Here is a 20,813-nt window from a genome sequence, read left to right on the forward strand (position 1 = left end):
GTCGGTTCTCACAAAAAGCAGTCAGTCAGTCGTTGAGCAAGCGCCCGTGACGCAGCGCTTCGCGCCCCGCCACCTTGGCCAGCCAGAAACCGGGTTGGGCGTATCGCAGCCGTTCAATGGCAAACAGCACCCCGGACGTACCAGCACACACCGTGCTGACCCGATCCGCCAGCGGATCGATCACTTCGAAAATTTCGTCGCCGGCTTCGATCCACTCGCCGGGTTTGCGCAAGTAACTGATCACGCCAGGGTGCGGCGCGAACAGCAATTCGGTGCCTTCGAACGGCATACCTTCGCAAGGTTCATGCGCAGGCTTAGGCCATTCGCCACTGATCAGCCCTTGCTCGGCAAGGAACGCCAGAATGCCCTCGGCCCAGGCTTCGGTGGCCTCGCGACCGGTGTCGGCCTGACCGCCCAATTCGAGGGTGGTCGCCAGGCACGCCAGCGGAATCTGTGCATCCGGGAACAAGCGCGACAAACGCAGCCACGGCAACGAACAGGCTTCATCAAAGGAGCTGCCGCCGGAATCCTCCGCCAGCAAGCCGACCCGCACATTCAAATGCGCGGCCAGCGAACGCCACTGCGGCCAGTGCTGCGGCAAGGCATACATGTGCAGCGCCGCTTCGGCATCGCAATGCAGATCCAGCACCACATCGGCGGTGCAAGCGTGGCTGAGCAGGATGCGTTGCATGCCCTGCAACTGGCTGCTTGCCTCGGGCAAGGCAGCCAGATGATCGCTCATGGCCTGGCGGATCAAACGAATGTTGGCGTGCGGGTCATCGCCCAGATGCCCGTCGAGCTGAGCCGCAACCGGCGCGCTGAGTTCGACGAAATCGCGGTTGAAGTTCTTGCCGCTGCCCGCCTCGAAACGCCCTTGGTGATTGCCTTGCAGTAGTTGCCCCAGCCCCAGTGGATTGGCCACCGGCACCAGTTCAATCACGCCGTTGAGCGCGCCTTGAGCTTCGAGTTCGGCCAGGCGTTTTTTCAACGCCCAGGCGGTGCGCATACCCGGCAATTCATCGGCGTGCAGGCTGGCCTGGATGTAGGCCTTGCGCTCGCCACTGCCGTAGCGAAACACCGAAATATGGCGCTCGCTGCCCAGATGACTCCACGGCAATGCGTGATCGATGCGTTCCATATCAGTGCTTCCGCGGGGCCAGGTAGCCCAGCCAGCGGCGCTCGGCCAGCTTGAACAGTTTCACCAGAATGAAGGTCAGGCACAGGTAGAACACGCCGGCGGTGATGTACGCCTCGAACGGCAGGTAGAACTGGGCGTTGACCGTGCGCGCGGCACCGGTGATGTCGATCAGGGTCACGATGGACGCCAGACTGGTGGTCTGCAGCATCATGATCACTTCGTTGCTGTACTGCGGCAGCGCCCGGCGCAGGGCCGACGGCAGCAGGATGCGCTTGTACATCTTGAAGCGCGACATGCCCATGGCCTTGGCCGCTTCGATCTCGCCGTTCGGCGTCGCGCGCAGGCTGCCAGCGATGATTTCGGCGGTGTAGGCGCTGGTGTTGATCGCGAAGGCCAGGCAGGCGCAGAACGTCGCGCTGGACAGCCATGGCCACATGAAGCTTTCGCGCACCGCCTGGAATTGCGCCAGGCCGTAGTAGATCAAGAACAGCTGCACCAGCATCGGCGTGCCGCGGATCACGTAGGTGTAGAGCCACGCCGTCATGTTGACCACGGCGTTTTTCGACACACGCATCAGCCCCAGCGGCAATGCACACAGCAAGCCGAAGAACAGCGACAGCGCGAGCAGTTTGAGGGTGGTGACCAGGCCGCCGAGGTACAGCGGCAGGGCCTCCCAGATGACGTTGTAGTCGAAGATCATAGCTCAGCCGCCCTTACGCCTACCGAGTAGCGCTTCTCGAGGTGACGCAATGCCAGCAACGAAACACTGGTGATCACCAGGTACAAGGCAGCCACTGCGAGGAAGAAGGTGAAAGGCTCGCGGGTGGCGTCGGCCGCCTGCTTGGCCTTGAACATCATGTCTTGCAGACCCACCACCGAAATCAGCGCGGTGGCCTTGGTCAGTACCAGCCAGTTGTTGGTGAAGCCCGGAATCGCCAGGCGAATCATCTGCGGCACCATCACCCGGAAGAACACCTGGAACCGGCTCATGCCGTAGGCCATGCCCGCTTCGGCCTGCCCCTTGGGGATCGCCATGAACGCACCCCGGAAGGTCTCCGACAGGTACGCACCGAAGATGAAGCCCAGGGTGCCGATACCGGCAGCCAATGGGTTCAGGTCGATGTATTCGTCATAGCCGAGCATCGGTGCCACGCGGTTGAGCATGTCCTGACCGCCGTAGAAGATCAGCAGGATCAGCACCAGGTCGGGAATCCCGCGGATCACCGTGGCATACAGGTCGCCCAGCCAGGCCAGCCAGCGCACCGGAGACAGACGCAGTGCCACGCCGATCAGGCCCAGCACGATGGCCAGGGCCATGGACGACAAGGCGAGCTGAAGCGTCAGCCAAACGCCATCGAGGATGACAGCCCCGTAGCCTTTCAACATGATTCAGGTCCTCGAAAGTTGGGATGAAAAAATGGCGCAAACCTCAGTGATCCTGCTGCTTGCGCCATTTCGGACTTGTCGCTTGGGCGTGTTACTTGCCGTAGATATCGAAGGCGAAGTACTTGTCCTGGATTTGCTTGTACTTGCCGTTTTCGCGGATGGCCGCGATGGCAGCGTTGAGCTTGTCCAGCTCGGCCTTGTCGCCCTTGCGCACGGCGATACCCACGCCGTCGCCGAAGTATTTGACGTCGGTGAAGGCCGGGCCGACGAACGCGAAGCCTTTGCCGGCGTCGGTTTTCAGGAAGCCGTCATCCAGCAGCGTAGCGTCTGCCACGGTGCCGTCGAGGCGACCGGCGCTCACGTCCAGGTAAATTTCGTTCTGCGAACCGTATGGCTTGATCTCGGCACCCAGCGGGGCCAGGACTTCGCGGGCGAAACGCTCGTGGATCGAACCACGCTGCACGCCAATGTTCTTGCCCTTGAGCTCGGTCAGGCCTTCGCTGACCTGGGTGCCTTGCTTCATGACCAGGCGAGCCGGGGTGTTGTAGTACTTGTTGGTGAAGTCCACGGACTTCTTGCGATCTTCAGTGATCGACATCGACGACAGGATGGCGTCGATCTTGCGCACTTTCAGTGCAGGGATCAGACCGTCGAACTCTTGCTCGACCCACACGCACTTGACCTTCATCTCTTCGCACAGGGCGTTGCCGATGTCGTAGTCGAAACCGACGATGCTGCCGTCCGGTGCCTTGGAGGCGAACGGAGGGTAAGCCGCTTCGATACCGATTTTCAGAGGTTTTTCATCGGCGAAGGTTGGCAAGGACAGCACGGAGGACAGTGCCAGGGCGCCAAGCAGCACGAGTTTCTTCATCTTGGGACTCCATCGGAAAAGGGCTAAAACGGCAGAGTGAGCGACAGCCCAATATGCGAATGAGTGGAACCGGAATTGTGTTGCTCCGTCCTGGGAAGCCTGTACGAATTTTCAACACAGGCAACGACGAGCGAGTGATCGGCATTCTAACGACAGGCCCGAGGCCGATATTTCTTCAATGCGACAACTAGTTACAGAAGCACCGAGAAAGCCGTTTGAGCGCGTTGACAGCCTCGCAAATTCATGCAAAGGCAAAAGAGGGTAAACCGATCTATGTAGCAAATTGCGGGCCTATTATTGGCAAACCCTTCTAATCCGGCAAGCTTGGCGTGGGGTGTTATTTTTTTGAGGGGCTTTTTTGCCCCTGACAGGAGATGCCGGGTTTCCCAATGACTCGTCTGGGTGTGGAGCGGTTACACATTCAGTTACTTGAGAACTGACGGGTAACAGTGGGAAAGGGCCTACAGGGGAAGTCGATAATTATTGGCTGGTGTTTAGGCGGTGTCAGACAGGCCGCCATCGCGAGCAGGCTCGCTCCTACAGTGATTTTGTGAACGCCTGAGACCCCTGTAGGAGCGAGCCTGCTCGCGATGAGGCCAGCCCAGGCAACACGAATCTCACAGACAACAAAAAGCCCCACCAGGCACAACACCTGGCAGGGCTCCGATGACTCCAAACGCTACTTAAGCCACATTCATCGTCTTGTGCGTATCAATCAAATGCTGCACCACACCCGGATCGGCCAGGGTGGAGATATCACCCAACCCCTCATACTCGGCCGTCGCGATCTTGCGCAGAATCCGCCGCATGATCTTGCCCGAACGGGTCTTCGGCAGCCCCGGCGCCCACTGGATCACATCCGGCGAAGCAATCGGGCCGATCTCCTTGCGCACCCAGTTCTTCAACTCAAGGCGCAGTTGCTCGCTCGTCTCTTCGCCGGCATTCAGGGTGACGTAGACATAAATGCCCTGCCCCTTGATGTCGTGCGGCACACCCACCACCGCCGCTTCGGCGACTTTCGGGTGCGCAACCATCGCGCTTTCGATCTCGGCCGTACCCATGCGGTGGCCGGACACGTTCAGCACGTCATCCACACGGCCGGTGATCCAGTAGTAACCATCGGCATCGCGACGCGCGCCGTCACCGGTGAAGTACATGCCACGGAAAGTCTTGAAGTAGGTGTCGACGAAGCGGTCGTGGTCGCCGTACAGGGTACGCGCCTGGCCCGGCCACGAATCGAGAATCACCAGGTTGCCCTCGGCCTCGCCCTCGATGATGTTGCCCAGGTTGTCCACCAGCGCCGGCACCACACCGAAGAACGGACGCGCCGCAGAACCCGGCTTCATGGCATGGGCGCCCGGCAGCGGGCTCATCATGTTGCCGCCGGTTTCGGTCTGCCACCAGGTGTCGACGATCGGGCAACGGGACTTGCCGACGTTCTTGTAGTACCAGTCCCAGGCTTCCGGGTTGATCGGCTCACCCACCGAACCGAGCAGGCGCAGGCTGCTGCCATCGGCGCCTTCGACCGCGGCGGTGCCGGCGGCCATCATGGCGCGGATCGCGGTCGGCGCGGTGTAGAGGATGTTGACCTTGTGCTTGTCGACGATCTTCGCCACCCGGGTGATGTCCGGATAGTTCGGCACGCCTTCGAACAGCAGCGTGGTAGCGCCGTTGGCCAGCGGGCCGTAGACGATGTAGCTGTGACCGGTGACCCAGCCGACGTCGGCGGTGCACCAGTAGATTTCGCCCGGACGGTAGTCGAACACGCGCTCGTGGGTCATGGCCGCATACAGCAGGTAACCGCCGGTGGTGTGCTGCACGCCCTTCGGCTTGCCGGTGGAACCGGAGGTGTAGAGGATGAACAGTGCTTCTTCAGCGCCCATCTCTTTCGGCGCGCACACGGTGCCGGCCACTTTCATCAGGTCTTCGAACCAGATGTCGCGATGCTGGTTCCACTTGATATCGCCACCGGTGCGCTTGCACACGATGACTTTCTGGATGCTGCTGGTTTCCGGGTTGGTCAGCGCGTCGTCGACGTTGGCCTTGAGCGGGATCTTCTTGCCGGCACGGATGCCTTCATCGGCGGTGATCACCACTTTCGAGCGGCAGTCGATGATGCGACCCGCCAGGGCTTCCGGCGAGAAGCCACCGAACACCACCGAGTGAATCGCGCCGATCCGGGTGCACGCCAGCATGGCGACCACGGCTTCGGGAATCATCGGCATATAGATGGTCACCACGTCGCCGCGGTGCACGTCCTGGCCACGCAGGGCGTTGGCGAACTTGCAGACTTGTTCGTGCAGTTCGCGGTAGGTGATGTTGCGGCTTTCGGAAGGGTCATCGCCTTCCCAGATGATTGCGACTTGGTCGCCGCGCTCGGCCAGATGACGGTCGAGGCAGTTGTAGGAAACGTTCAGGGTGCCGTCGGCGAACCATTTGATATCGACATGGTGATCGTCGAAGGAAGTCTGCTTCACCGTGGTGAAAGGCTTGATCCAGTCGAGGCGCTTGGCCTGCTCGCGCCAGAAACCGTCCGGGTTGACGACCGACTGCTGGTACATGGCCTTGTAGGTCGCCTCGTCAGTCAGCGTATTGGCCAGAACCTCGGGACGAACGGGATACAGAGAAGCCGCACTCATCTTTCTTACCTCGGTGGAATAGTTGTTTTTGTATGGCCCCTGTTTTAGCCGGGCGGGGGCTATAGAACCATTCGACGATGGTAGTAACAAGCCCATACAAATTGTCCTGATTACTCCCACGCCGCCCTGCCAAACATCCCACACTCCTGTAGGAGCGAGCCCTGCTCGCGATGGTCGCCAACGATAACGCGCCCAGCCTGACACCCCGCGCAACCTTCTAGTCCATCGCGAGCAGAGCTCGCTCCTACAGAAAAAGAGGTTATTCAGGGATTGTTACAGGATCTGTCAAAAGTGTTTATCAGAACCACGTCTATATGAACGTATCCCCCGCCCCTAAAATCTGCCTCGCCAACCCGGCAACCGAGTTAACACGTTACAGCCCCCACGAAGGCAGTTAACCCACATCCAGTAGTGCAGTTACACACGCAACCCCAAAAAGGTTGCGTGACCCCTTTCGCCCTCAAAAAGGTAAAACTTAAATGAAAGCTTTATTGGTTCTGGCCCTCACCAGCCTGTGCGCAACCGCCATGGCAGACGAGATTCAGACTGATGTCGCACAGCAACAACCGGCCATCGAGGAATACACTTACTCAATGAACCTGGACATCGCCAAAGTTATCTCCATGAGCGAAGTTCCGAATGTTTGTGAAGTTGTTCCGGCGAAAATGGAATACGACGACTCTAACGGTCAGCGTCATATTCTGCGCTACAGCGTCATGGGTAACGGCTGCTCCGGCGGCTGATCAAAACTGCACCGAATCGGCCACCTTTGCGCTCAGCGCTCAGGCTCGATTTCAGCCCGACTTCGGTCGGGCTCAGTTGTGTCTGGAGTCGTCGAAAACCGATCCAAAACACAAGATGTAGTAAAAAATGGCTTTTTCCGCTCATTTTTTGAGCAATCCCTGAGTCAAGCCATTTTTCCGAAAAAAATTCTTCTCCCGCCAAAGCCCCATAAACTCTCGCTCTGGCCGAAAAACCTGCCCCCTCGGCCGCCCCGTGCGCGGATTCGCCCCACCACGGCCGGAAAAATTTCCCTATAATGCCGCCTTAAACGGGCCTGCAATATTCCCTTACAGGGACGGCAGTCAGTCTGAAGCCCACGTGGACGTCCTCAACGATTTCCGCGCCCCCTCAGAGGCTCTCGGAGCCCGTACGAAATTATGTTTATTTGCCTGCGCGTGCCGCTGCAAAAAACGCTATCCAACGCGGCCAGTACGGCCGTGTGAAAAACAGACCATCCATTTCACACGGGCAACTGGCCCTCACGCAGGAGACGACACGTCATGCTGAGCTGGGACGAATTCGACAAAGAAGACACGGAAGTAGTGGCCAAGAGCACCAACGCTGGCCAAGCTGCCGAAGCCACCATGGACCGTCTCGACAGCGCCGGCGGTGCCGCCGCCCTGGAAGCTCGCGCCGTGACCGCTGCTGACTCCGCCGCCGTTGCCCGCGCCAAGGCTGCCCTGGATTCCCTCGACGTCGCCGAAGGCCTGGCCGAACTCGAAGGCGCCTCCGCCCGTGTCGCCGTTGACGAAAAGCGCATGATCAACTGCCGCGCCGACCTCAACCAACTCGTACCTTTCAAGTACGACTGGGCCTGGCAGAAATACCTGGATGGCTGCGCAAACCACTGGATGCCGCAAGAAGTCAACATGACCGCCGACATCGCCCTCTGGAAAAACCCGGAAGGCCTGACCGACGACGAGCGCCGCATCGTGATGCGCAACCTCGGCTTCTTCTCCACCGCCGACTCCCTGGTTGCCAACAACCTGGTCCTGGCCGTGTACCGCCTGATCACCAACCCGGAATGCCGCCAGTACATCCTGCGCCAGGCCTTCGAAGAGGCGATCCACACCCACGCCTACCAGTACTGCATCGAATCGCTGGCCATGGATGAAGGCGAGATCTTCAACATGTACCACGAGATCCCATCGGTCGCGAAAAAAGCCACCTGGGGCCTCAAGTACACCCGCTCGATCTCCGACCCGAAATTCACCACCGGCACCGTCGAGACCGACAAAGAGCTGCTGCGCAACCTGATCGCCTACTACTGCGTTCTGGAAGGCATCTTCTTCTACTGCGGCTTCACCCAAATCCTCTCCATGGGCCGCCGTAACAAAATGACCGGCGTCGCCGAGCAGTTCCAATACATCCTGCGCGACGAATCCATGCACCTGAACTTCGGCATCGACGTGATCAACCAGATCAAAATCGAAAACCCACACCTGTGGGATGCCGAAATGAAGGAAGAAGCGACCCAGATGATCCTGCAGGGTACTCAGCTGGAAATCGAATACGCGCGTGACACCATGCCTCGCGGCGTACTGGGCATGAACGCGGCGATGATGGAGGACTACCTGAAGTTCATCGCTAACCGTCGTTTGTCGCAGATCGGTTTGAAGGAAGAGTACCCAGGGACGACTAACCCGTTCCCTTGGATGAGCGAGATCATGGACTTGAAGAAGGAGAAGAACTTCTTTGAGACTCGGGTGATTGAATACCAAACCGGTGGTGCGCTGAGCTGGGATTGATTCCTGAGCTAGCCACGATTTGACGATGTAAATCGGCAAATCGAACATCTAAAAGCCCCGATCTGATCGGGGCTTTTTATTGGGGTAAGAAAACTCTTACTCGCAATCTCCCCTGCAGCTAAACCTCCTACAAAAACTCCAGCACGATCTGTATTGAGAGCTACATCAAGCAGCTCTACGATTTGCGCAGGTGCCTAAGAAACGCCCAACGTAGAAACTGATTTTCATCACATCGAACGCATGCTGGTATCAGCCATGAACGCTCTATGTGCAGAAGGATCAGTTTGTTGGAGTTTCTTAAATCCTCTACGTCGGGTTTTGGCCTTATTCAACTTCGCACGTAGAGGTAAAGGATATGCCTGCAGAAAGCCCACAATGTTGGATCGTGCATGAGCCCTTCGATCCGGCAATTTTCACCCGCCATAACCTCGCCCTCCACGCCCTCCTCCTTGAAAACCAGCCTTGGTTCTGTGCGCGTGACATCGGTCGTTTGATGGGTATCCATCTGAGCGATCGCATGGTCAGCAAGCTGGATAAGGACCAGCGTCGCATTTGCTGGATTGAGTATTTCCGAAAGCCAGAAGAACAGCTGATGCTCAGCGAGTCAGGCGTGTACGCGCTATTGGTTTATCACTACATTCCTGGGAATCGATTGCTGCGTGAGTGGTTGACCCATCAGGTGGTGCCGGCCTTGCGCGATGCAGAGCCCTCGAAAAATTCGGACCGGCCGATGTTGAGTGTGTTGGATTGGCCGGAGATGTCGCTAAGCTTGCTGCATTGGCAGGATGAAGGTTGGATTCGGTTGCGGGACATGCCGTTCTGGTTGAACGATCGAACGCAGCCGCGGGTACCTGCGGCTAAACCGTGGTGGCGGAGAGTTGTGCAGTTGATTCAATCGTCGAAGCGTTCAATGGGATGAGTGATAGGGAATAGATTCAATCGTGGAATCCATCACTAATTTTTGGTAGGAAACTTCGCTGATAATTTTAATAGCTATTCCGTGTCGGCCGAGGGTTACCAACCCTCGGCGACCTACAGGTGTTGAGCAAAGCTTTCATAGGAGCTTTGTTTTGAATCCCCGAACTTCCTAGATCCTCGACAACTTCCCGAGACTCACCTAACTATCGGCCAAATCTTCGAAAACCCACCGGCCATGAAGCATGCCTTTCAATTCCTCGACGGTAAGTAGGTTATCGGGCTTCTTATGAACAGCCGCGTGGCAGTTCGCACAGAGTGTAATCAGGTCGGTTGCTGGATCGACTGCTTGGTCTTCCTGAAACTCTGAAATGGGCCTCACATGATGAACATGAATGAAGCCTTTCGCATGCTCGCCATAAGCCTTCTCGAAATCAAAACCACAGGCATTACATACGACCCCATGAATCGCTATCGCCTGCCGTCGAAGCTTTGGACTGCGTTCGTACCTCACACCAAAATAGGTGATTTTTTTCCCTTCGACGCCGGTGACTGTAGTCTCAAACTCCTGCTCATGATCATTCAAGTTGTAATCGTCGATCTCCTCGGGCTTTAACACCGCTAGGGAGCAGATGCTGTCGAATACACTTTGATCAATGGCTCGGACACCGTTACGCCAGTAGTTATCTTTGAGTTTTGGAGGAATTGGCTCGAGGTAATTTCCACCTACCTTGTTGGGAATAGCAGTTTCAAAAGGCCTAAAGTCCTTAATGACGGCAAATAAATCTCCCTTCGTGCTGTTTTTATCTGCATGAATGCTTCCAACTCGAGCAACGCCAAAGTAATGAGGATTGGCGCTAAGGCGTTTATTCCCAAAAGCCTTGTTCGTCATTTTTCCTTTGTAATAAAGCACGGCAGTTCCTTCGGCAAGGATCGCTCTGTACTGCTTTGGGAAGTGGTAAAGCAAACCTGTTTCGTCAGCCCACTTCGATTCATCATTTTCGGCAATGACCGCTGGCATCCATTCATCCTCCTATTGGAGAATGAAGCCTACCAAATCACAGGAAATTTCCTACACGCATAACGGAACACGACTACAGCTCTTGATATGGAAATGAAGAGGGCTCTCCATCTGGAGGCATTGATTTCAACGACTTTGAATCAACAGATGCGCCATTTCCCTCCACCCGCTATTAATACGCCCCCTCCATCGAAGGACTGAGCCCCCCATGAAATTCGACCTCGCCTACTGCCTAAGCCTCGACACCAAGCTGTCGATCTACGACGTACGCGATCTGAATTTCGACGAAACCATCACCTTCGACTCCGCCAAAGAACACTTCCAGTGCCCCAACGACGCCTGTCGTTCGGCGTTCGATGCGGCAAACGTGTTGACCACGTTCAACGCCAAGAACGTGAATTACGTTCGCACCCCGCACTTCAAGAACACGCCCGGCACGCGGCATGTGGTGGATTGTCCTTATGGCAGTCTCAGGGCGTCGGCGTCGGGTGTGGAGACGGAAACAGATGACGGGCGTGAGGAGCATTTTCCGTCGGAGTTGTTGCTGACTCGGCGTGAGTATGTGCGTAAGCCGTCGAGTTCTGCGGTCGCGGTGAATGATGTGGGAGCTGCGCCGAAGCCTGCTTCTGCATCTGACAACACAGAGCACCCGAGCCGCGAAACGGCGCCGGACAAGACCAGCGTGTTCGCCCATCCCGTGGAGTGTTTTGTCTCGAACTTCGAGGACAAGGAACTGCTCAAGCGCATGCCGTTGAAGATCGGTGAGCACACGGCCAGTTACGGGGCGTTCTTCAAGAAGATCGAGTATCTGCAGGACAACAATGGGCTGATTTACTGGGGACGGATCAAGGAGTTCAAGGATTACATCCAGAGTTTTCGCATCGATTTCGAGAAGAAGGTCTGGTTCGAGAAGAAGCCGTACTCGGTCAATGTTTACCTGAGCAAGAAGCTGATCGAAGGCTATCGTAAGCGCAAGGCGTTTCTGGAGGAATCAAGCACGCCATTGAAAGAGGGCGTGAGTTGTATTGCTTCTTTTATGGAGTGACGCCGGAATTGAAGCAGGTGCCGAGCAAGAAAAACCCCGAGCAGACGTTCGGGGTGTTCAGTGCGGATATCGAGAACCTGGATCACTTGATTGTGCGTGAGGTCCCTGGACTGGAGGGCTGAGCGGCCGGCCTCCAACGATATCTCAATCGCTCATTGCTCCTGGCGTCTGAGTTGATCTTTGAGCGCCCGTATTTCCCGCTTCACTTCCATACGACGCTTAAGGGCGGCGTTAATGCCTGACTCATCAAGCCCGCAGTAACGGTGCAACCAGTGGGCGAGCATTTCCTCATCCGGGTAGTACAAGTCCTTGTGGCCTTTGCTGCCTCGGGGGGTGTCATTCATATCGCCATCGAAGCGTCCGGCTGAAAACTCGTCAGAAGGTAAAGTCCCCCATTCGGCGGCGCAATCTTCGAAAACCCATGAGATCTCATTGATATGTTTTTGCGCACCACGATGGCCGCGTTTGTAAAAGGCGTACTCGCGGCAACCCTCCTGGAAACTTTCCATCATCTGCTCAGGATCAACCCAGCGCAGGATGTCATGGTCCCCGGCATGCTGGACTAGCCCCTCCAGCCAACGGTTGGCAAAACGTCGAATGAAACCATCGATATCCGCTTTTTTCGCATCCGCGAAAATCATGCAGTAGCGGGTTTGCACATGGATGACGTACAGCACATGTTTGCGTTGCACCGTGGTGGCATAGACCAGCCATTGTTCGGTGAATTCACTCGCCTCATCGTCCTCGATAACGGGTGATGGCGGTTTCTCCACCGGGGTGATTTTCTTGCCCTTGTGCACACGGCTGAAGAAGTTACTGGCCGCTTCGCTGCAGTTGAAGATCAGCATCCTGTTTCTCTGGTAGAGGAAGGTAAGTCTGGTTGTCAGTCCTGCCGCACGATCTCATCAACCCATACAAGCTCATAAGGTTGGCGAACAACGCCCGAGATGTAATCGCGGGCATCTTCGCTGAGCGTCGACAGCTCCGCCTCGGTCAACAAGTCATGCATGACAAACAAAGCCAATCCTCTGAGTGCACTCGAGCGGGATTGGCTGTTCGCGTCGAATGCCCGGTACATGTCCTTGTTTCGGTCCTGGATCAGACCGTAGAGCATTCCATAACGAGCGTGAGCGGACAGCGCGCCGTGCTGAGCGATCGCCTTGGCATCGGCCAGAACGCCCTGACAAAAACGATCGAGCGCAATCCTTCTCAGTTCCTTGAATTTCTTCCAGTCACTTTCAGCGATCGACATGGTTTTCTCCTGCAAGCTTTCGGGTAGCGGAAAGCTTGATTGTTGCGAAAAAAACTTTCCCACCAACTCAAAAATCAGTTTTTTCTCGAGCAAAGAGAGGAACACCGTCTGTCCGGTTGGATGCGCTGGAACAGAAAAAACCAAAAAATGCATTTGATCCGCGCTCAAAACAACTGTACAAAAACACAGTATATTTTGAACCAACACCCCGAGCCCGGAGAACACCATGGCCTCTCAAGCGATGAAAATCACCCTGGAGCGTATCGCCCTCTTCCAATTCACCCCCACCCACTGCGCACAGGCCCGAGCGATGCTGGGCTGGAGTGTGGAGGAGTTGTCCCGGGAGGCCGGGGTTTCGGTGGAGGCGATTGAGCGTTTTGAAGCCAAACGTGAGGTGCTGGATGTCACGCGATTGGCGTTGGCGTATCGGTTTGAATCGGAAGGGTTGGTGTTCTTCCCGGGGTTTGCGCCGGGGCGTGGGATGAATGTGAAGGGATCTACGCCGAATCCGGTGGGGCGGGCGGATTTTGCGATGGTGGAGTGAAGCGGTTAATCGATTGACGATTATTCCCATATAGGTATATTTTCGCATGAGTACAAGGAAGTCACTCCTGTGGGTTGGAAGCAGCAAGAAAGACCTCAAGCAGATGCCCACAGATGTACAGGATGTTTTTGGTCACGCTCTCGATCTGGCACAAAGCGGCAAGAAACATTCAGATGCCAAGCCGCTAAGGGGCTTCGGAAGTGCTGGTGTCCTTGAGTTGATAGAGGACTTCAATACGAACACTTACCGCGCCGTTTACACAGTCAGTTTCGGTAGCGCCATTTATGTTCTGCACTGCTTTCAGAAAAAGTCGACTACAGGTATCAAGACCTCGCAGTGCGACATCGATCTGATCAGAAAGAGGCTACAAGCAGCGCAGGATCATGCGAAAGGAATGAGTAATGGTTGATATCGAAGAAAGCAGCGGCAACGTCTACCAAGACCTCGGAACCCCCAATGCCAGCGAAATGCGAGTCAAATCCCAGCTGGCGGCAAAGATTGGGGAAATCATCAAGGCCCGTCATCTGACCCAGGTTCAGGCATCAGAAATTTTGGGGCTGTCACAACCCAAGCTGTCCGAGATGTTGCGTGGAAAGTTTCGAGGAATCAGTGAGGCCAAGATGATGGAGTGCCTTCTGTTGCTCGGGCGCGACGTGCAGATCGTCGTCAAATCGGCCCCCCGTTCACGCAAAGAGGGCCGTCTTGAGGTGGTCTTCAGTTGAAGTGGTAAATCCCGGTTTGTCCTTTTCCTACGGTTTGAACCCTGGCGTGCGCCGCGCATTCGCTATCTGTTCATACCCGTACGCCAACACTAGAAGCCTCGCTTCGCTCCAGCGAGGCCCGAAGAAAAAAATCGAGGTGGGGACGCCTTCATCGTCCATACCGGTCGGCACCATGATGCCGGGATAACCTGCCAGCGGCACGATGTTCATGGCGGGTGATTCGACGTCCGACACGATCGCAGCCAATTCATACGTTACTAGTAGCCGATCGATGGCCGCGGCGTTTTCGCTTTGGATGTTTTGCCAGAGCTGATTGTAGGTTTGTTCGCCGAAGGCAATGGCACCGGCGGCCAGCAACGTGCCCTGGTTGTAACCATCGTTGGAAGCAGCATTCAGCGACAGCAGTTCATCCAGCGTCCGAGCAGTAAGACCTGTTCGAGTTGCCAAGTAAGTAGGCAAGTCACGCTTGATTCCCATTTGAAAAGCCTCCTCCACCCGCTCGGAAAGCGGGTCGATCAGGTCCACGGGGATCAAGGTTGCGCCAGCCGCCTGCATGCGTTCCAGAGCGTTGGAAAACTGGGGATCGCCCAGCAATGGCAATCCGCTGCGATCAAACTTGGCCGGGTAGCCGATGCGCTTGCCGACCAATGCTTCGGAGCGCAACAACGCGGTGTAATCCAGCCCCTTCAACTCACGGGGTTTTGGCACTGGATCGGCGGGATCGTCCCCCGTCATGACATTCAACAATAGCGCCGCCTCGCGAACCGTACGCGCCATCGGCCCGGGCGTATCCAGCTTGTGAGTCACCGGGATGATGCCGCTACGGCTTAACAACCCCACCGTGGGTTTGACACCCACTACGCCGTTCATGGAAGCCGGGCAGATGATCGAGCCTGCGGTTTCCGTTCCAACACTCAGCGGTGCGAAGCCTGCAGCGACGGCGGCGGCTGAACCTGAGCTTGAGCCGCACGGATCGCCACTTAACAGATGCGGATTTTTGGTTTGTCCGCCGCGCCCGCTCCAGCCGCTGGGAATCTCCGGATCTCGAAAGTGAGCCCATTCACTGAGATTGGTTTTGCCGAGAATCACTGCTCCAGCGACCCGCAGCCGCTGCACGATAAACGCATCCTTTGCGGCAGGTTGACCGACCATTGCCAGGGAGCCGGCAGTGGTCTGCATCTGATCGGAGGTGTCGATATTGTCCTTGAGCAACACTGGAACGCCATGCAACGGCCCACGAATGTAGCCGCCCTTTCGTTCCTGATCCATTGCCTGGGCCATGGCCAGTGCATCTGGGTTCAGCTCTATCACCGCATTGATCGCCGGTCCGTTTTTATCCAGCCTTTCGATCCGTTCCAGCAGGTGCTGCACCAGCGTGGCGGAGGTCAGTTCACCACGACCCATCCTCTGGTTGATTTCATCGACACTCAAATACTCAAGCCGTGTTTCCGGGGCCGCAGTCGCCGCACTCATAACCAACGACAGCAGGGCAATCCCGGTCAGCCGCTTCATGCAGCCGTTCAATTTCACATCCATGTTTGCATCCTCGATAACTGAAAACGGGTGACTGATGTCACCCGTTTTTCAGCCTACCGAAGCAGCGCAAATTGACCGTCATCCCCGCTCACGGCCTCTCGTATGAATGCTCACTCCGGCTTGTAGCCGCCTCAACCGACGCTCTTCTGATCCTCAAACACAGGCTGTTCCACCGCCAACCACCACGCCTCGCCCCGACGCGGATACATCAAGTTGAAGGCTTCCCCCATTTGCGGCGTGGTGATCGACACGCTTCGTTCCCAGGCCAGGGCCAGGATGCGATCGAAGGGTTCGTACCAGGCATGCATCGACAAATCGAAGGTGCCGTTGTGGATCGGCAACAACCAACGACCCTTGAGGTCGAGGTGTGCTTGCAGGGTTTGTTCAGGCTGCATGTGCACGTGCGGCCATTCGACGTTGTAAGCGCCGGTTTCCATCAGGGTCAGGTCGAATGGGCCGTACTGTTCGCCGATGCGTTTGAAGCCATCGAAGTAGCCGCTGTCGCCGCTGAAGAAGATCCGCGTGTCACCGTCGATCATCACCCACGACGCCCACAGGGTGCTGTTTCCGTCGAACAGGCCGCGACCGGAAAAGTGTTGCGACGGCGTGGCGACAAAACGCAAACCATCGACTTCCGTGCCTTGCCACCAATCCAGTTGCCGGACCTTGCTGGCGTCGATGCCCCATTTGATCAGGGTGTCGCCCACGCCCAACGGGGTGAGGAAGTACCGGGTCTTGTCGGCCAGTTGCAGCACCGCCTGATGGTCCAGGTGGTCGTAGTGATCGTGGGACAGGATCACCGCTTCAATCGGTGGCAATTGCTCCAGGCTGATGGGCGGCTGGTGGAAGCGCTTGGGACCGGCCCATTGCACGGGCGAGGCGCGCTCGGCGAACACCGGGTCGGTGATCCAGAATTTGTCGCGCAGTTTGAGCAGCACCGTGGAATGGCCAAGGCGATAGACGCTGTGGTTCGGTGCGGCGATCAGCGCCGCTTGCGTCAAAGGCTGCACCGGCACTGGTGCACTGGGGCGGGTGTCGCGGGGTTTGTTGAAGATCACGTTCCACAGGATGCGCAATGTTTTGCGAAAGCCTTCGCGCTTGACCGGTGCATGGTTGCGAAATTGCCCTTCTGTGTGACGGGAAGCTTCAGGTGTGGCAGCGATTTCCGCCGGGGACGTTGAATGGGCCATGACTGAAAAACTCCAGAAAAACCGCACGCTTCACGGTTTCACTTTTGTGGATAGATGGCCAAGGCACGCACGCATCAGCCGAACTTTCTATTTCTGAATCTCTATCTTCTACTGCGCAGGATTAACAAAACATTACACTGCACAGTGTAGTTTCAAGGTTGCATCAAAGCCGATGACAAGTAAACTACCGAGTGTAATTTTTCTCTCTACCCTGCCGAAGCGTATTTATGACAGCTCCACAGCGCCTCACCGACCGTAAACGCGAAGCGATCATCCAGGCCGCGATCGCCGAATTCCGTGCCAACGGTTTCGACATCACCAGCATGGACAGGATCGCCGCCACCGCCGGCGTGTCGAAGCGCACGGTGTACAACCATTTCCCCAGCAAGGAAGAGTTGTTCGCCGAGATCCTCAATCAATTATGGGCCCGGGTGACGGCCGAGCAGTCGACCCCTTATCGCCCCGATCTGCCCCTACGCGAGCAGCTACGCCCGTTGCTGCTGGCAAAACTGCAAATGCTCGACGATGAAAACTTCCTCAACCTGGCGCGGGTCGCCATTGCCGCGGCGATCCACTCCCCTGAACGCGCGCAGAGCATGGTGGCGCGCATGGGTGAACACGAGGAAGGCCTGACCGTATGGATTCGAGGCGCCCAGGCCGATGGTCGACTCAAGCTGGTAGCCCCCGACTTCGCCGCCCAGCAAATCCACGGCCTGCTCAAATCCTTCGCCTTCTGGCCGCAGATTTCCATGGGCATGCCCGGGCTGTCGGACGAGGAGCGGGACAAGGTGGCGGACTCGGCGCTGGAGATGTTTCTGGCCTGCTATCAAGTGCAATAAATGACACTGTTATCGTGATGATCGGCCGCGCAATCGACTCCAACCCGAGCGCGGCCAATGTGTTTCAGGATGAAACTGACGCCGGACTATAGTGAACCTCAGTCCCGGCGACCTTCAGAGATCATCATGAATCACGAACCCAACGACAACGCCCCCGTCGATCATCACCTGCGTTTTCTTCATCCCCATGCCCACCTCGGCCCCACCTTCGGCACCGACAAATTTGCCCTGCGCGCCGAAGCCTTCGCGCGGTTCTTCGGCACCCCGACCTTTCTCGGCGCGCAAACGGTAGTCGTGGCGGTGTGGGTGTGCCTGAACCTGTTCGGCGTCACCCATTTCGATGTCTACCCGTTCATCCTGCTCAACCTGGCGTTCAGCCTGCAATCGGCCTATGCCGCGCCGCTGATTCTGCTGGCCCAGACCCGCCAGGCCGCGCGGGACAAGGCCCAGTCCGAAGCCGATGCGAAGCACCGCGAAGAGTTGGCGACCCTCAACAGTCAGCGTCAGGTGCAGGCGGCGCAGAACACCGCGCAGTTGTTGCAGCTGCTTGAGCAAAACACCCAGCTGACGCAAATGACCAAGGAACTGACCGAACGCATCGAAACCCTAACCTCGGAGATGCACCAGCATTTCGTGCGCAAGGAAGAAACCAAATAGCTTCAGGGCAACTTCAGTGCCCGCCCCAGCTCGTCGAACAGCGTCACCACCGAGCGCAAGGCGCGGCAATCCGGGCGGGTCAGCAGCCACAATGCAGTGTCGTAACCGTCCAGTGGCTCGCTCAACGCACATAAATCCCCGCCCATCAGGAAATCCGGCAACGCCGCCACGCCCAGCCCCGCGCGCACCAGTTCAGTGACCGAAAGCATGCTGTTGCAGCGATAACCCGGCACCACACCCGGCAACGCTTGACGGCGCCAGGCCACGGTCGGGTGATCGGGCAGGAAGTCATCCGGGGCGATCCAGGTCAATCCGGCGAGGTCTTCGGCATTCACCGATTGCAGATAACTCGCGCTGGCGCAGACCCGGTAGGAAATGTCCGCCAGACGACGCCCCACCAGATGTTCCGGCGGGGTGCGAGTCAGGCGCAGGGCGATGTCGGCATCGCGGCGGCTGAGGTTGGCGAAATCGTTGGAGGTACACAGCTCGATGGTCAGCGCCGGATAGTTGGGCATGAACCGCGCCAGCGCCGGCAGCAGCAAACCCTGCAGGACCGAATCGGTACAGGTCAGGCGCACGGTGCCGCTGATCACTTCGCCGCCCTGCTCCACGCCGATGCGCGCCGCTTCCAGTGCCTGTTCAGCCCGTTGCGCCTGCTCGGCCAGCGTTTGCGCCAGGGTCGTGGGTAAGTAACCGGCGCGGCTTTTTTCGAACAGCTGTTGGCCCAACGCGCCTTCCAGTCGACGCACGGCGCGAAACACCGTCGAGACGTCTACCTTCATCAGCTGCGAGGCCCGCGCCAGAGAGCCGCCGCGCACCAGCGCGAGGATCAGGGCGAGGTCGGGATAGTCCAGACGATAGTGCGCCGGTGCATTGATCACTTGGGGAAATGCCCATATTGAGTGCGTGAACGCCAATCTATAGTGGACGCCAGGAACCAACAAGCGCAGAGGCGAAACATGGAAAACCCTGTCATTCGCATCGCCCTGATCGGCGATCACGACCCGCAAGTCACCGCCCACCAGGCCATCCCCGTCGCCCTCGGCATGGCCGCCGAACACAGCGGCCGCAACGTGCAGGGACAATGGCTGGGCACCGATACCATTCGCGCCGACACCCCACTCGACGAATTCGATGGCTTCTGGTGCGTACCGGCCAGCCCCTACCGCAGCATGGACGGCGCATTACAGGCGATCCGGTTTGCCCGCGAGCAGCAACGACCGTTCCTCGGCACCTGCGGTGGCTTCCAGCACGCCGCGCTCGAATATGCGCGCAATGTGTTGGGTTGGGCGGATGCCGAGCACGGTGAAACATCACCCGACGCCGAGCGCGCCTTGATTACGCCGCTCACCTGCTCGCTGGTGGAAGCGGTCGACAGCATTCATTTGTTGGGTGGTTCTCTGATCGCCAAGGCGTATGAAACGTCCGAGATTCGTGAAGGCTATCGCTGCCGATATGGCGTGAATCCGGCGTTCGAGCAGGCCCTGTTCCAATACGACCTGCAACCTGTGGGGCACGATTCAGACGAGGGGCTTCGGGCCATGGAACTCAAGGGGCATCCGTTCTTCGTCACCACCCTGTTTCAACCAGAACGTGCGGCCCTCAAAGGCATCCTGCCGCCGCTGGTTCGGGCGTTGGTCGACGCCTGTGTGGAGCGCCGCTCATGATTGCCAATACGCCAGCGCCCCCCTATTACGCCGTGATCTTTACCTCGTTGCGCACGGAGGGGGACCAGGGTTACAGCGAAGCGGCCGAGCGGATGCTGGAGCTGGTGCGTGAACAGCCGGGGTTTCTGGGCGTGGAATCGGCGCGGGGTGAAGACGGGCAGGGGATTACGGTGTCGTATTGGGCCAGTGAGGAAGCGATTCTGGCGTGGACGCATCATCCCGAGCACACCGCGATTCGCGAGCGGGGGCGGTCGACCTGGTATGCGCGGTGTCAGACGCGGGTGTGCAGGGTTGAGCGGGATTATGGGTTCAGTCTGTAGTTGATGTTGTGTTTATCAGGCCGTCTTCGCGAGCAGGCTCGCTCCCACAGTTGATCTCCATAGTTCAAACGGACAATGTGGGAGCGAGCCTGCTCGCGAAGAGGCCATCACAGGCACCGCAAACTCTCAGCCCTTCACCACCCGCCGCACCGCCGAAATCTCCGGCACCTCCCGCCGCTTCATGTACACCCGCAACGGCTCGGTGATGTTGATCCGCTCATCGATGTTCTGGTCCAGCAACAACTGAATCAACTCGCGCTTCAGTGTCATGGTCGATTCAGGCCCCGCGACCCAGACGAATTCACTGGCGGGCATGATGCCGTCATCCGCCACATCCATGCCGAACGAGTCCTCACTGAAACGCACAATGTAGTGCCCGGTCTTGCGATTGAGGCCGACGAAACCCTGAAGTCCGTCGGCCGCCTGGCAGATGAGCTGGGAAGTGATGCGCATGGTCAACCTCACAAAAAAGATCGAGGTCAAGGCTACTGCAAACCCGCGCACACAAACCCTGATCAGCATCAGCTTTAAACGGCTTTA

General features: G+C 57.6%; 22 protein-coding genes and 1 pseudogene. 11 read left to right on the plus strand and 12 right to left on the minus strand.

Going from position 1 to position 20,813, the window contains the following annotated elements; all coding sequences use genetic code 11:
* Window positions 1-25: 25 nt before the first annotated feature.
* From DKY63_RS13310 to acs, 5 genes are all read right to left on the minus strand, one after another.
* Window positions 26-1,138: a M14 family metallopeptidase gene (locus tag DKY63_RS13310; protein ID WP_110964515.1), complete on the minus strand. Its 1,113-nt coding sequence runs from the start codon at window positions 1,136-1,138 to the stop codon at window positions 26-28.
* A gap of 1 nt (window position 1,139) precedes the next feature.
* Window positions 1,140-1,838: an ABC transporter permease gene (locus DKY63_RS13315; protein WP_110964516.1), complete on the minus strand. Its 699-nt coding sequence runs from the start codon at window positions 1,836-1,838 to the stop codon at window positions 1,140-1,142.
* Window positions 1,835-2,524: an ABC transporter permease gene (locus tag DKY63_RS13320; RefSeq protein WP_110964517.1), complete on the minus strand. Its 690-nt coding sequence runs from the start codon at window positions 2,522-2,524 to the stop codon at window positions 1,835-1,837. The genes DKY63_RS13315 and DKY63_RS13320 overlap by 4 nt, the downstream gene beginning before the upstream one ends.
* A gap of 91 nt (window positions 2,525-2,615) precedes the next feature.
* On the minus strand, window positions 2,616-3,395 hold the full coding sequence (locus DKY63_RS13325; protein WP_110964518.1) for an ABC transporter substrate-binding protein: 780 nt from the start codon (window positions 3,393-3,395) through the stop codon (window positions 2,616-2,618).
* Window positions 3,396-4,078: 683 nt separating this feature from the next.
* Window positions 4,079-6,034 (minus strand): acetate--CoA ligase, encoded by a 1,956-nt coding sequence (gene acs / locus DKY63_RS13330; RefSeq protein WP_110964519.1) that lies wholly within the window; start codon window positions 6,032-6,034, stop codon window positions 4,079-4,081.
* 479 nt (window positions 6,035-6,513) lie between these two features.
* Here acs and DKY63_RS13335 point away from each other — a divergent pair, with 479 nt between their 5' ends.
* The 3 genes from DKY63_RS13335 to DKY63_RS13345 all read left to right on the plus strand — a co-directional run bounded on the left by DKY63_RS13335 (window position 6,514) and on the right by DKY63_RS13345 (window position 9,484).
* Entirely contained in the window at window positions 6,514-6,777 is a 264-nt protein-coding gene (locus tag DKY63_RS13335; RefSeq protein ID WP_110964520.1) for a DUF2790 domain-containing protein, read from the plus strand.
* A 540-nt stretch (window positions 6,778-7,317) separates the two neighbouring features.
* Window positions 7,318-8,565 carry a ribonucleotide-diphosphate reductase subunit beta gene (locus DKY63_RS13340; protein ID WP_110964521.1) on the plus strand — a complete coding sequence of 416 codons (1,248 nt, stop codon included), beginning with the start codon at window positions 7,318-7,320 and terminating at the stop codon, window positions 8,563-8,565.
* 355 nt (window positions 8,566-8,920) lie between these two features.
* Entirely contained in the window at window positions 8,921-9,484 is a 564-nt protein-coding gene (locus DKY63_RS13345) for a BRO-N domain-containing protein (RefSeq protein ID WP_110964522.1), read from the plus strand.
* Between the two features lie 198 nt (window positions 9,485-9,682).
* Here the strand turns inward: DKY63_RS13345 and DKY63_RS13350 are convergent, their stop codons facing one another.
* On the minus strand, window positions 9,683-10,501 hold the full coding sequence (locus tag DKY63_RS13350; RefSeq protein WP_110964523.1) for an HNH endonuclease: 819 nt from the start codon (window positions 10,499-10,501) through the stop codon (window positions 9,683-9,685).
* A 208-nt stretch (window positions 10,502-10,709) separates the two neighbouring features.
* Between DKY63_RS13350 and DKY63_RS13355 the strand changes: the two are divergent.
* A pseudogene (locus DKY63_RS13355) lies at window positions 10,710-11,668 on the plus strand (hypothetical protein).
* A gap of 30 nt (window positions 11,669-11,698) precedes the next feature.
* Here DKY63_RS13355 and DKY63_RS13360 read toward each other — a convergent pair.
* Both DKY63_RS13360 and DKY63_RS13365 read right to left on the minus strand, forming a co-directional pair.
* Window positions 11,699-12,394 carry a DUF6933 domain-containing protein gene (locus DKY63_RS13360; protein WP_110964524.1) on the minus strand — a complete coding sequence of 232 codons (696 nt, stop codon included), beginning with the start codon at window positions 12,392-12,394 and terminating at the stop codon, window positions 11,699-11,701.
* A gap of 35 nt (window positions 12,395-12,429) precedes the next feature.
* Window positions 12,430-12,798: a hypothetical protein gene (locus DKY63_RS13365; RefSeq protein ID WP_110967919.1), complete on the minus strand. Its 369-nt coding sequence runs from the start codon at window positions 12,796-12,798 to the stop codon at window positions 12,430-12,432.
* Between the two features lie 226 nt (window positions 12,799-13,024).
* Here DKY63_RS13365 and DKY63_RS13370 point away from each other — a divergent pair, with 226 nt between their 5' ends.
* From DKY63_RS13370 to DKY63_RS13380, 3 genes are read left to right on the plus strand one after another with little or no spacing between them, the layout of a single operon-like run.
* Window positions 13,025-13,342, plus strand: coding sequence for a helix-turn-helix transcriptional regulator (locus DKY63_RS13370; RefSeq protein ID WP_110964525.1), 318 nt, complete (start codon window positions 13,025-13,027; stop codon window positions 13,340-13,342).
* 46 nt (window positions 13,343-13,388) lie between these two features.
* Window positions 13,389-13,751, plus strand: coding sequence for a type II toxin-antitoxin system RelE/ParE family toxin (locus tag DKY63_RS13375; protein ID WP_110964526.1), 363 nt, complete (start codon window positions 13,389-13,391; stop codon window positions 13,749-13,751).
* Window positions 13,744-14,064 carry a helix-turn-helix domain-containing protein gene (locus DKY63_RS13380; RefSeq protein WP_110964527.1) on the plus strand — a complete coding sequence of 107 codons (321 nt, stop codon included), beginning with the start codon at window positions 13,744-13,746 and terminating at the stop codon, window positions 14,062-14,064. Before DKY63_RS13375 ends, DKY63_RS13380 begins: the two co-directional genes overlap by 8 nt.
* Window positions 14,065-14,091: 27 nt before the next feature.
* Here the strand turns inward: DKY63_RS13380 and DKY63_RS13385 are convergent, their stop codons facing one another.
* Window positions 14,092-15,600 carry an amidase family protein gene (locus DKY63_RS13385; RefSeq protein ID WP_110964528.1) on the minus strand — a complete coding sequence of 503 codons (1,509 nt, stop codon included), beginning with the start codon at window positions 15,598-15,600 and terminating at the stop codon, window positions 14,092-14,094.
* Between the two features lie 131 nt (window positions 15,601-15,731).
* Window positions 15,732-16,790, minus strand: coding sequence for an MBL fold metallo-hydrolase (locus DKY63_RS13390; protein WP_110964529.1), 1,059 nt, complete (start codon window positions 16,788-16,790; stop codon window positions 15,732-15,734).
* A gap of 227 nt (window positions 16,791-17,017) precedes the next feature.
* Between DKY63_RS13390 and DKY63_RS13395 the strand changes: the two genes are divergently transcribed.
* Together DKY63_RS13395 and DKY63_RS13400 are read left to right on the plus strand one after the other, a co-directional pair.
* The gene (locus DKY63_RS13395) at window positions 17,018-17,629 is read left to right on the plus strand and encodes a TetR/AcrR family transcriptional regulator (protein WP_110964530.1); all 612 of its coding nucleotides are present in this window, start codon (window positions 17,018-17,020) and stop codon (window positions 17,627-17,629) included.
* A gap of 126 nt (window positions 17,630-17,755) precedes the next feature.
* The gene (locus tag DKY63_RS13400) at window positions 17,756-18,286 is read left to right on the plus strand and encodes a DUF1003 domain-containing protein (protein WP_110964531.1); all 531 of its coding nucleotides are present in this window, start codon (window positions 17,756-17,758) and stop codon (window positions 18,284-18,286) included.
* A 2-nt stretch (window positions 18,287-18,288) separates the two neighbouring features.
* On the opposite strand, the gene DKY63_RS13405 is transcribed toward DKY63_RS13400, so the two are convergent.
* Entirely contained in the window at window positions 18,289-19,230 is a 942-nt protein-coding gene (locus tag DKY63_RS13405) for a LysR family transcriptional regulator (RefSeq protein ID WP_110964532.1), read from the minus strand.
* Between the two features lie 15 nt (window positions 19,231-19,245).
* Between DKY63_RS13405 and DKY63_RS13410 the strand changes: the two genes are divergently transcribed.
* A complete protein-coding gene (locus tag DKY63_RS13410; protein WP_110964533.1) occupies window positions 19,246-19,953 on the plus strand; it encodes a CTP synthase C-terminal region-related (seleno)protein in 708 nt (235 codons plus the stop codon).
* A complete protein-coding gene (locus DKY63_RS13415; protein WP_110964534.1) occupies window positions 19,950-20,273 on the plus strand; it encodes an antibiotic biosynthesis monooxygenase family protein in 324 nt (107 codons plus the stop codon). The genes DKY63_RS13410 and DKY63_RS13415 overlap by 4 nt, the downstream gene beginning before the upstream one ends.
* Window positions 20,274-20,399: 126 nt before the next feature.
* Here the strand turns inward: DKY63_RS13415 and DKY63_RS13420 are convergent, their stop codons facing one another.
* Complete coding sequence (locus DKY63_RS13420; RefSeq protein WP_110964535.1) at window positions 20,400-20,726, minus strand: DUF2025 family protein; 327 nt, start codon at window positions 20,724-20,726, stop codon at window positions 20,400-20,402.
* Window positions 20,727-20,813 lie beyond the last annotated feature (87 nt).

Origin of the sequence: Pseudomonas putida (genome assembly GCF_003228315.1) — a bacterium.
Classification (GTDB): domain Bacteria; phylum Pseudomonadota; class Gammaproteobacteria; order Pseudomonadales; family Pseudomonadaceae; genus Aquipseudomonas; species Aquipseudomonas putida_S.